The following is a 10,479-nucleotide window of genomic DNA, read 5'->3' on the forward strand; positions in this document are numbered from 1 at the left end:
CACTGACATGCTTGAGACCGTCCGCGGACCACGCCAGCTGATCGTGGGCGAAGGGGTCGCGCAGAACATCCCACGAGTGGTGGCCGAGTGTGGCTCGCGAGTCCTCATCGTGACCGACCGGGTTCTTCTGGGGCAGCCGGGCGTGGCCGAGATCGTGGCCGCCGTGCGGGAGAAGGTCGAAGTCGTCGGGGTGTTCGCCGACGCGACTCCGGACGTGCCGCTCGCCGATGTCGCCCTGGCCGTCTCGGTCGCCGCAGAGGTGGGCGCCGACGTCATCCTCGCCATCGGGGGTGGCACGGTGATCGACCTCGCCAAGATCGTCGGCGTCATCCGGCGCCACGGTGGCACACCGCGCGACTTCTACGGCGAGTCGAAGGTGCCGGGGCCGACGATTCCTCTCGTCGCGGTCCCGACGACGTCAGGCACCGGCTCCGAGCTCACGCCCGTCTCGGTGTTGACCGACCCGGACCGCGAGCTGAAGGTGGGGGTCTCCAGCGTCCACATCGTGCCCGACTTCGCCATCGTCGACCCCGAGCTCACCTACACCTGCCCTGCGACCGTCACTGCCCACTCCGGCATCGACGCGTTCTGTCACGCGGTGGAGAGCTACACCGCGCGACCCCGGGCCTACGGACCGCGCGACCCGGTGGAGCAGGTCTTCCTCGGCCGCAACCCGATCACCGATCACTACGCGCTCCTGGCCGCGGAGCGGATCGCCCGCAGCTTGCCCCATGTCGTCAGGAACGGAGGCGACAAGGACGCGCGCGCGGACATGTCCTACGGGTCCATGCTGGCCGGGCTCGCGTTCTCCCACGCGGGCAACGCGGCTCCGCACGCCCTCCAATACCCCATCGGCGCAGCCACCCACACACCGCACGGCCTGGGCGTCGGGCTGCTGCTGCCCTACGCGCTGGACGCGGCCAGGGACGCCATCGGCGACCGGTTGACCATCCTCGCCGGGGCGTGCGGGCTCGACGTGACCGACGCCTCGGACGCCGAGGCCGCGGATACGTTCTTCACCTGGCTCGACGGGCTCCTTGCCGACATCGGCATCCCTACCACTTTGGCGGACATCGGCGTGGCACGCGCCGACCTCCCGCGCTTCGCGGAGATGGCCGGTGGCGTCACCCGCTTGATCCAGAACCATCCAGGCCCGACCGACACCGCCAGCCTGACCGGGATCCTCGAAGCGGCCTGGCTCGGGGACCGGACCCGACGCGTCCTGACCCCGGAGCAGAGATAGTGAGGCCCACATCAGCTTCCTCGGGCCGGATCACCGATGCGGACATGCAGGTTCGTCAGCACGCGGAATTTCCAGCCGTGCAGGTTATGCGGCTGTCCCGGGTCCAGGGAGAGCCATGGGTGTTGCTCGAGGAGCACGTCCAGCAGGGCCGTGATGATGCCACCGACGACTGGGGCGGCGAGGCATGCGTGGCGGGAGTATCCGAGGCCCAGGTTGGGGAAGGGGGCCCGGTTGATGTCGAAGGTGTCCGGGTCGGTGAAGATGCTCTCGTCCCGGCCTGCCGAGGCGATGACCGCCATGACGGTCGCTCCGGCGGGGATGATCTGTCCGGCGAGGAGCACGTCTTTGGCCGCGCGGCGGGTGAGTGCGCCGTTCGGTGACTGCCAGCGCAGCGTTTCGTGGACGGCCTTGCGGATCAGGCGCGGGTCATCGCGGACGGCCTGCATCTGCGTGGGGTGCTGGAGCAGCGCAAGCAGCGTGAGCCCGGCGCCGGCCGCCGGTTCCAGGAACGCCGAGAGGATCTCGATGAAGGTGGGCATGATCTTCTCGACGGTTCGGACGGTATCGGACGGGCAGCCGCTGTGGAGCAGCTGTGACAGGACCGAGCCGTCGGGCCGGTCCGCGGCCTTCCTGGCGCAGGGCTCGATCGTCTGGCGGATCTCGGTGGCGGCGGCCAACGCCCGTTCGTGTACGCCCGGATCCGCCATGAAGTTGCTCATCCCGGCGCTGAGGTCGCGGGCCCAGCGGATGAGCGTGCCGGTGTCCACGTCCGGCAGGCCGATGAAACGGGCGAGCGCAGTGCTCGCGGCGGGTTCGAAGTAGCTGGACATCAGCTCGACCCGGCTCCTGAGCTCGCCGGCGTACGGCCGTGCGGCCTCGCGGGTGAGTGTGGCGGCCCGTTCGATGCGTTCGTGGGCGAATCGCGTGTCAACGGCGGCTCGCAGATCGGCGTGGGCGTTGCCCTCGACCCTGAGTACGGACCCTTCCCCGAATATCTGCGTGGCCAGCGAGGGGAAGGCGCTGGTGAACGACTCGTAGGCACTGAGGACCTGGCGCACGTCATCCCAGCGGGTGACCATCCACAGGTCGAGCTTCGGCAGCAGGACGACCGGCGCCTCGCGGCGGAGCCTGGCGAAGATCGGACAGGGGTCCCTGCCGAGCTGGTCGAAGGTGATGGACGCGGCGAAGTCGTTCATCGACGTCACCCTCCCGTCGGCACACCCGACTGCTCGGCGGCCGCCCCATCGCCGCCGAGGCGAGGGCGCGGAACCGGATTGCCGCGCAGATACTCGACCTCGGTGCGTATGTTCGCCAGCAACTTGGCGGCGGTGTCCTGGCTGAAGCCGTTGCGGATGACGAAGCGGATGACGGCTATGTGCTCCAGGTCGGGTGGCAGGTAGTACGTGGGGGCCTGCCAACCGTGCATCTTCAGCCGGGCGGCCAGGTCGAAGACGGTGAAACCGTCGAAGCCGGGGGCGGTGCGTACGGCGAGCACCGGGAGTTCCGAGCCGTCGGCGATGAGCGAGAGCTCGGGGAGTTTCGCGATCTCCGCACCGAGGTAGGTCGCCACGTCCCGGCAGGTCTGCTGGACGGCCTGGTAGCCCTCGAAGCCGAGCCGCAGGAAGTTGTAGTACTGCGCGATGACCGGTGCGCCGGAGCGGGAGAAGTTGAGCGTGAAGGTGTCCATGGTGCCGCCGAGCAGGTCGCAGGAGAGCACCAGGTCCTGCGGCAGAGCGTCCGGCTCCTGCCAGACGATCCAGCCGACGCCGGGGTAGACCAGGCCGAACTTGTGCCCCGACGTGTTGATCGACTGCACCCGGGGAAGCCGGAAGTCCCACACCATGTCGGGTTCCAGGAACGGGGTGATGAAGCCGCCCACGGCCGCGTCCACGTGCAGCGGTATTCTCAGCCCGCGCTCAGCCTCCAGGCGGTCCAGCTCGGCCGACATCTGCTCGATCGGGTCGTACTTGCCGCATTGCGTGGAGCCGAGCACGCCGATGACGCCGATGGTGTTGTCGTCACAGAACTCGCCGAGCCGGGCCGGGTTCAAGGTGAAGGCCGGCTCCTCGATCGGTATCCAGCGCGGTTCGACGTCCCAGTACTGGCAGAACTTCGGCCAGCAGGTATGGACGGCGGTGCCCATCACGAGGTTGGGCTTGGCGGTGGGCAGCCCGGCCGCCCGGCGTCGTTCGCGCCACTGGAACTTCATCGCCAGCGCGCCGAGCATGGCCGCCTCGCTGGAGCCGCCCGTGGAGCAGCCGACGCTGGAGCCGTTCGGGTCGCCCCACAGGTGATCGAGCATGTTGACGCAGCGCGCCTCGATGTCGGCCGTCTGCGGGTACTGGTCGTGGTCGACGAGGTTGCGGTCGAGGGTTTCTGCGATGAGTTCGCGGGCCTGGGGCTCCATCCAGGTCGTGCAGAAGGTGGCCAGGTTGAGCCGGGCGTTGCCGTCGAGCAGGAGTTCGTCCCGGATGAGCGCCTGGGCCGCTGTGGGACTCATCGGGCCGGCCGGCATCTTGAACCGTGGCACGCCGCCTTCCGGCACCAGCCCGTTGTAAAGGGGGTTGACATCGAGTGATTCTTGCCACCGGTCGGATTCGACTCGTCTGAGCATGAGCTGCACCCCTCGAGAGAGCTTTTTGCCACGTCAAACACTCACGGTAGGCATATGTTTACGAAGAGTCAATATTGTGGTGCGCCGACCTATGGAACGCCTTCATCGACGGCGCCAAGAAGGGCGAATTCGACTTCTGATGCCTTCTCAAGTGAGCAGAGTGTCCTGCGCAGAACCAGACGGCTGTCGGCAACGTCCCGGGAGCTTCGGCACTGGCGGGGGCCGTTACTTGTGTGGCGGTGTCTTCCCGCAGGCCGACCAGGCCGAACAGGGCAAAGTTGACCATGGTCACATTCCTGACTGACTGCGGCGTCCCGCGTCGGAGTGCTCGTAGATGCTGCGGCTCAGCTCGCCACAGGCGCTGTGGTCCGGTCAGTGCCAAGCAGTTCCAGCGGTTCCGCGACTTGCTGTGCCAAGTCCAGCAGGTGGCGCAGGCGCAAGGTGTCGGGTGCCAAAGCGGTGATCAGGAGGGCGGGGCCGGTCAACGGGGTCAGTACGGCTTGGCCGGTCGCCGGGTCGTCGCCGAACAGGCGGGCGTGGGGCGGGTCCAGTTCGGGTCTGACGATGAGGATCTGGCCGAGGGCGCGGTGACCGGCCGCGATGGCGGGGCCGTCCCAGCCGGGCGCGCCCGGCCCGTATCTCGTGTGCTGGTCCAGCAGGGGGCGTCCGTCACGGTGGACGGTGAGGCGGGTGGTCAGCCGGCCCGGCGGCTCGCCGGCTCGGCCGAGCACAGTTTCCTCGCGGAAGTGTAGCCGGGCGGTCGGGGCCAGATCGATGGTGCAGCTTTGGCGCAGATTGCTGCGGGCGGCGGAGATGAGCGGCTGGGGCAGCCAGTGCAGGCTGGCGTGCTCGGCGGCGGTCAGGTGTACGTCGTAGGTGGAGTGGGCGGTGGTGGGGCCGCGCAGCGCGATAGTTGCGGCAGCGGTGGTGAGGCGCAGGTGAGCGCCAGGTTCGGCGATGGCTTCGATGCGCAGCCGGTCCCCGCCGAGCGGGGCGCTCATGGTTCCGACGATGCAGACTCGCGCCTGATCACCGTGTGCACGTGTACGGCGCAGGTCGAAGGGGCCGTCGCCGGCGAGCACGGGCAGGACGGTGGTGCCGTCGGTACGGTTGGCGCGGATGCGGGCGGTGGCGTGCAACCCCGGCCTGGGCGGGGCGGGCGCGGAGGTCATGCGACGGGTGTGGTCCAGTCGGCGTGGCGAGCGCGGACCCAGTCGGCCACGGGGGTGATGCCTCCTGCGGCTTTGACGGCGGTCAGCACGGTGGGCAGGTCGCCTCGCTGGACCTTGGCGTCGCGGGCCATGGTCACCAGGTCGGCGCCCACGTGCGGGGCGAGGTCGGTCTTGTTGATGACGAGCAGGTCGCTGGTGCTGACGCCGGGGCCGCCCTTGCGGGGGATGTCGTCGCCACCGGCGACGTCGATGACGAAGATCTGCGCGTCGACGAGGCCCTTGGAGAAGGTGGCGGTGAGGTTGTCACCACCGGATTCGATAAGGATCACGTCGAGGGGGCCGAGGTGTTCTTCCAGGTCCTCGGCGGCTTCGAGGTTGGCGGAGATGTCGTCACGGATGGCGGTGTGCGGGCAGGCGCCGGTCTGCACGGCGGTGACGCGGTCGGCCGGCAGGACGGCCTCACGCAGCAGGAACTCGGCGTCCTCGCGGGTGTAGATGTCGTTGGTCACCACTGCCAGGGACAACTGGTCACGTAGCGCTCGGCACAGGGCGGCAACGGTGGCGGTCTTGCCGGAGCCGACCGGCCCGCCCAGGCCGATGCGCAAGGCGCGACGGCCGCCGTCAGGAGACCGGCGGGAGGAGCCGCCGGAGCCGTGCGGAGAACCTTCGGGGAAGGCGTCGTCGTGGTGCAGGTGCATGACTGGCTCCAAGAAGGAGGAGGGGTCAGGAGGCGAACAGGCGGGCCGGGCGAAGGGCATGTCGTTCGGCGATGATGTCGAGCAGCGGCGCGGAGTCTGCCGGTAGTACGGCTGGCCCTTCTGTGTGGACGCGCTGCGCCGCCTCGGTCGCGGCAGTTGCGACGTGGTCGATCTCGGGGCCGAGCCGGGCGAGGACGGCGGTGATGTCGAAGGGGTCCAGCCTGAGCAGGCGTACGGTCGCCGTGGCCGGCCCGCTGATGCTCTCGTACGCAGCCACGTACGCGGCGTCCAGCGGAGTCAGCCCGGCGCAGTGGGCGGCCACGCCGAGGACCACCGGCTGATGGGCACCGCGCGGCCGGGCAGTGGCGAGGGCGTCGAGCTCGGTGCATGGCCAAGCGGTCCGAACGGCCCGCAGCAGTTGCCGGCCGAGCTTGCGCGAGGCGTTGCGTAGCGCGGGAGCCGCGGTGCGCGCGTCGGCCGCCTCCTCCAGCAGCAGCGGGTCGTATCCGGTGGCGGCTGCGGCGGCGAGCCCGGCCGCGACCAGGCCGCTGGTGGACAGCCGGCCGCGGCAGAACTCCTCCAGGCTCGCCACGTCCCGCACACAACCGGCTGTGACGGCCTCCTCAGCCCCGCCGGAATGCGCATGGCCTCCGGCCGGGAAGCGGCCGTCGGCAAGGATCAGCAAGGCGGCGCGGTTCATCGTGCGTGGCTCACCTCTCGTGGACGGGGACAACCCATGGAGTTCCTGGCCGGCGGGTGGTCAGAACAGGAAGTAACGCTGGGCCATGGGCAGCGCGTCGGCGAAGCTTTGGCCGTCGACCAGCTGATCGTCGATCTCGGTCGTGACGTCCTTGGCCTTCGCGCCACCGATCACCACCTCGAAGGTGTCGGGGTCGATGTCGATGTCGGGGCAGGCGTTGTTCTCCCGCATGTCGGCCTTGAACACCTTGCGGGTGTCGCGGATGGGCCGGAAGGGTTTGCGCACGTCGACTTTCTCGGCCAGCCCGGACTGAATGGCCTGCTCGGCGACGAAGTTGACCGCGTTGGCCCCCGGCGCCCGTCCCATGGCACCCCACATGGGCCGGGGCAGGATCGGCTGCGGGGTGGTGATGGAGGCGTTGGCGTCGCCCACCTGCGCGTAGGCGATCTGGCCGCCCTTGATGACCCGGTGCGGTTTGACACCGAAGAACGTTGGCTCCCACAGCACCAGGTCGGCCAGCTTGCCCACCTCGACCGAGCCGACCTCGTGATCGATGCCGTGTGCGATGGCCGGGTTGATGGTGTACTTGGCGACGTAACGGCGGGCGCGGTGGTTGTCGGCCCCCTTGTCGCCGTCCAAGGGGCCACGGCGAGCCTTCATCACGTGCGCGGTCTGCCAGGTCCGTACGATCATCTCGCCGATGCGGGCCCATCGCCTGGGCGTCCGACGACATGATCGAGATGGCGCCGAGGTCGTGCAGCACGTCCTCCGCGGCCATCGTGGAGGGCCGGATCCGGGACTCGGCGAAGGCCAGGTCCTCTTCCACCAGCGGGTTAAGGTGGTGGCAGACCATCACCATGTCGATGTGCTCCTTGACCGTGTTAACGGTGAAGGGGCGAGTGGGGTTGGTGGAGGCGGGCAGCACGTTCGGCAGCCCGGCCATGGTGATCATGTCGGGCGCGTGGCCGCCCCCGGCGCCCTCGACGTGGAAGATGTGGATCGGATGGTCGCCGATGGCCTCGATAGTGTCGGCGACGGCGCCGGCCTCGTTCAGCGAGTCAGCGTGCAGGGCCAACTGCACGCCGGTCGCCCGGCACACCTCCAGGCACCGGCGCAACACCGCCGGGGTGGCTCCCCAGTCCTCGTGGATCTTGAATCCGAGTACGCCCGCCTTGACCTGGTTATAGAGGGATTCGGTGGACATGGTGCTGCCCTTGCCGAGTAGTCCGATGTTGACCGGGAAAGCGTCCAGAGCCTCGAACAGCCGCGCCACATGCCAGGCCCCGGGCGTAACGGTGGTGGCGGTGCTGCCCTCAGCGGGGCCGGTGCCGCCGCCGATCAGGGTGGTGACCCCGGCGGCCAGCGCCTCGTGCACCTGCTCGGGACAGATGAAGTGCACGTGGGTGTCGATGCCCCCGGCGGTCAGGATCTTGCCGTTGCCCGCGATGACCTCGGTCTCCGGGCCGATCAGGAAATCGGTCGCCAGGGCATGCCCGTCGTGCAGCCGGTCCATGGTCTCGTCGTTGTAGGCCTTGCCGAGCGCGACGATGCGGCCGTCCCTGATGCCCACGTCGGCCTTGACCACGCCCCAATGGTCGAGGATCACCACGCCGGTGATCACCGTGTCGGGCGGCTGCGGCGCGCCGAACCTCGCGCTGTCGCGCGGCGCGCAGGACTGGCCCATCGACTCGCGGATCACCTTGCCCCCGCCGAAAATGACCTCGTTGCCGCTGCGGCCGGGCCCGCCGGCCCAGTCCTCGGTGATCTCGATACGCAAGTTGGTGTCGGCCAGCCGAATCCGGTCGCCGAGCGTGGGTCCGTACCGGTCGGCGTACTGGACGCGAGTCAGGGACAGGTCGATGGGCAGGATCTCCGGGCTTTGACCGCACGCCGGCGACGCCGCTTCTGCCTCGAGCCCGGCGGAGGCTTGCGCCGGCTGCTCTGCCGAGCTGTCCGTCAGCGAGTCATCCATCGAGCTGCCCTCCAACCTGACCGCGCAGCCCCTCGACGATGCGCTTGCCTTCGATGGGCACCAGCGTCACCGTCCGGGTGCATTGGGGCTCGAAGCGGACGGAACTGCCGGCGGGAACGTGCAGTCGCTTGCCGTAGGCGGCGGCGCGATCGAAGTCGAGGCGGGAATTGGCCTCATAGAAGTGGTAGTGAGAGCCCACCTGGATGGGACGGTCATCGGTGTTGGTGACCGTCACCCCGCTGAGCTCGCGGCCCTCGTTGTAGGCCACCCGCTCTGCGCCTTCGGGATGCTCGATCTTCCCTGGATGGACCGGCGCTGCGAGCTCCGCCGCTGTCTCGGCTCCGTCCTTCGGTTCGGCGAACGGATGGCGAATGGTGACCAGCTTGGTGCCGTCGGGGAACGTCGCCTCGATCTGGAGATCGGAAATCATCTCGGGAACGCCGTCCATAACGTCGTCACGGGAGAGGATCTTGGCTTCCGCTGACATGAGTTCGTGGACCGACCTGCCGTCCCGTGCCGCCTCGAGCACGTGGGCTGTGATGAGCGCGACCGCCTCGGGATGGTTGAGCAGAACTCCTCGTTCTTTACGTCTCCGGGCCACGTCCGCGGCCACATGGACCATCAGACGTTCCTGTTCGTGGGGAGTCAGGTGCACCCCACCACCTCGCCTTCGCTCTGTCCCCGACGGCGTCATGCCTTCGCAGGGCTCGTCGACGGCGCAGATCACCAGGGATCGCCGGCTTCAGAACCCGTCACCGCCGACTGTCGGAGTCATGAGAAGTCACCCTCACCGATGCGGGAGCAGGCCGGTGCCAGGAGACTCTGGTGATCATCGCCTTGTTACCTGCAAACAGTAGTCGGACAATTACTCTTGGCTACATGGCGCCGTGGTGAGCCGTGCAGCACTCCCGTCACGGTATTCACGTCCCCCCGCTATAGCCGGGATGGACAGGGCGGAGCGTGCCGACGCCTGCTGGAGGTGATGACGTCGGCACGCCGGCTCGAGGTATCCGGCTTCCAGCCGGTCAGTCGCACGGCTCGCGTCGAGTCCTACAGGAGGTCGACAAGGCGGTCAGGTGATCACTGCTCAGCAACGCGAACCGAATCGCTTCGATCCTGTCGTCGGCCCTGTGGGGTGCGGAAACTCAGCTGGCGAGGTTGACCTGGGGGTTCGTGGCTCGAGCATGATGAGGTCTCGGGCATCCTGCGACGGTGTCCTGGTCCTCCCTCTACCTCATCATCTTCGGGCGTGTCCTTCAGCCGAATCTGGCGTGGAACCCTGGGCGTTTACGCCCGGGAGGAAACGACAGCGCGGGAGGGCCTCCAGGCCCGAGCGGTGCCGTGACAGCTGGTCCGCGTGAGCGGATCAGCCTGGCCGTTTCTGGTTCTCGATGTACTCCTTGATGATCGACAAGGGTGCGCCGCCGCAGGAGGCGGCGAAGTAGCTGGGCGACCAGAAGTGCCCGCCCCAAAGATAGCGGCGGACATGCGCGCCGTACTCCTTGCGCAGCAGCCGGGCAGAGACGCCTTTGAGCGAGTTGACCAGCGTCGAGAGCGCGACCTTGGGCGGGTAGTGAACCAGCAGATGGACATGGTCGTGCTCGCCGTTGAACTCGACCAGTTCGGCACCGAAGTTGTCGCACACCTCGATCATGATTTCTTCACAGCGGCGTAGGAGTTCGTCGGTGAACACCCCGCGCCGGTATTTGGGTGTGAAGACCAAATGGGCGTGCAGGGTGTAGACGACGGTTCGCCCTCTGCGAATATCGGGGTTGGGTTTCCATCGCGGTGACATAGACCAAATGATAGTGTGTTCGATGTGAAGCTGGTGGTGCAGGTGCGGCTCCTGCCGACGCCCGAGCAGGCGGCGGCGCTGGAGGCGACCCTGCGCGCGGTCAACGCCGCCGCATGCCAGGTCTCCACGCTGGCCTACGACCAGCAGACCTTCCGCAACTACGACCTGCGCAAGCACACCTACACCCTGATCAAGGACGGATACGGGCTGGCCGCCCAGGCCGCGCAGCACGTCATCAAGAAAGTCGCCGACGCCTACACCGCCCTGCACACCGCCCTGCACACC

General features: G+C 68.3%; 8 protein-coding genes and 2 pseudogenes. 2 read left to right on the forward strand and 8 right to left on the reverse strand.

Features of this window, described 5'->3' with window-relative positions; all coding sequences use genetic code 11:
• The first annotated feature begins 7 nt into the window (after positions 1 to 7).
• Entirely contained in the window at positions 8 to 1,243 is a 1,236-nt protein-coding gene (locus E1295_RS17140; RefSeq protein ID WP_132631298.1) for an iron-containing alcohol dehydrogenase, read from the forward strand.
• A gap of 11 nt (positions 1,244 to 1,254) precedes the next feature.
• Here E1295_RS17140 and E1295_RS17145 read toward each other — a convergent pair whose 3' ends face one another.
• The 8 genes and pseudogenes from E1295_RS17145 to tnpA all read right to left on the reverse strand — a co-directional run bounded on the left by E1295_RS17145 (position 1,255) and on the right by tnpA (position 10,194).
• Positions 1,255 to 2,439, reverse strand: coding sequence for a cytochrome P450 (locus E1295_RS17145; protein ID WP_132631300.1), 1,185 nt, complete (start codon positions 2,437 to 2,439; stop codon positions 1,255 to 1,257).
• Between the two features lie 5 nt (positions 2,440 to 2,444).
• Positions 2,445 to 3,857, reverse strand: a complete 1,413-nt coding sequence (gene gad / locus E1295_RS17150; RefSeq protein WP_132631302.1) for a glutamate decarboxylase — start codon at positions 3,855 to 3,857, stop codon at positions 2,445 to 2,447.
• Positions 3,858 to 4,201: 344 nt separating this feature from the next.
• Entirely contained in the window at positions 4,202 to 5,029 is an 828-nt protein-coding gene (locus E1295_RS17155) for an urease accessory protein UreD (protein WP_132631303.1), read from the reverse strand.
• Positions 5,026 to 5,727, reverse strand: coding sequence for an urease accessory protein UreG (gene ureG / locus E1295_RS17160; protein ID WP_132631305.1), 702 nt, complete (start codon positions 5,725 to 5,727; stop codon positions 5,026 to 5,028). The genes E1295_RS17155 and ureG overlap by 4 nt, the downstream gene beginning before the upstream one ends.
• A gap of 25 nt (positions 5,728 to 5,752) precedes the next feature.
• A complete protein-coding gene (locus E1295_RS17165) occupies positions 5,753 to 6,427 on the reverse strand; it encodes an urease accessory protein UreF (protein ID WP_132631306.1) in 675 nt (224 codons plus the stop codon).
• A gap of 60 nt (positions 6,428 to 6,487) precedes the next feature.
• Positions 6,488 to 8,282, reverse strand: a pseudogene (locus tag E1295_RS17170) (urease subunit alpha).
• Positions 8,283 to 8,391: 109 nt separating this feature from the next.
• On the reverse strand, positions 8,392 to 9,054 hold the full coding sequence (locus tag E1295_RS17175) for an urease subunit gamma (RefSeq protein WP_132631307.1): 663 nt from the start codon (positions 9,052 to 9,054) through the stop codon (positions 8,392 to 8,394).
• A gap of 711 nt (positions 9,055 to 9,765) precedes the next feature.
• Positions 9,766 to 10,194 carry an IS200/IS605 family transposase gene (gene tnpA / locus E1295_RS17180; protein ID WP_132631309.1) on the reverse strand — a complete coding sequence of 143 codons (429 nt, stop codon included), beginning with the start codon at positions 10,192 to 10,194 and terminating at the stop codon, positions 9,766 to 9,768.
• Between the two features lie 24 nt (positions 10,195 to 10,218).
• On the opposite strand from tnpA, the pseudogene E1295_RS17185 reads away from it, so the two are divergent.
• A pseudogene (locus tag E1295_RS17185) lies at positions 10,219 to 10,479 on the forward strand (RNA-guided endonuclease TnpB family protein); the annotation flags it as partial.

Origin of the sequence: Nonomuraea mesophila (assembly GCF_004352805.1) — a bacterium.
Taxonomy (GTDB): Bacteria; Actinomycetota; Actinomycetes; order Streptosporangiales; family Streptosporangiaceae; genus Nonomuraea; species Nonomuraea longispora.

What these genes read in the sequence shown, in the direction of transcription:
- E1295_RS17165 (WP_132631306.1), bottom strand. Translation starts at nt 6,427, where the DNA reads ATGAACCGCGCCGCCTTGCTGATCCTTGCCGACGGCCGCTTCCCGGCC.
- ureG (WP_132631305.1), bottom strand. Translation starts at nt 5,727, where the DNA reads ATGCACCTGCACCACGACGACGCCTTCCCCGAAGGTTCTCCGCACGGC.
- gad (WP_132631302.1), bottom strand. Translation starts at nt 3,857, where the DNA reads ATGCTCAGACGAGTCGAATCCGACCGGTGGCAAGAATCACTCGATGTC.
- E1295_RS17140 (WP_132631298.1), top strand. Translation starts at nt 8, where the DNA reads ATGCTTGAGACCGTCCGCGGACCACGCCAGCTGATCGTGGGCGAAGGG.
- E1295_RS17145 (WP_132631300.1), bottom strand. Translation starts at nt 2,439, where the DNA reads ATGAACGACTTCGCCGCGTCCATCACCTTCGACCAGCTCGGCAGGGAC.
- E1295_RS17155 (WP_132631303.1), bottom strand. Translation starts at nt 5,029, where the DNA reads ATGACCTCCGCGCCCGCCCCGCCCAGGCCGGGGTTGCACGCCACCGCC.
- tnpA (WP_132631309.1), bottom strand. Translation starts at nt 10,194, where the DNA reads ATGTCACCGCGATGGAAACCCAACCCCGATATTCGCAGAGGGCGAACC.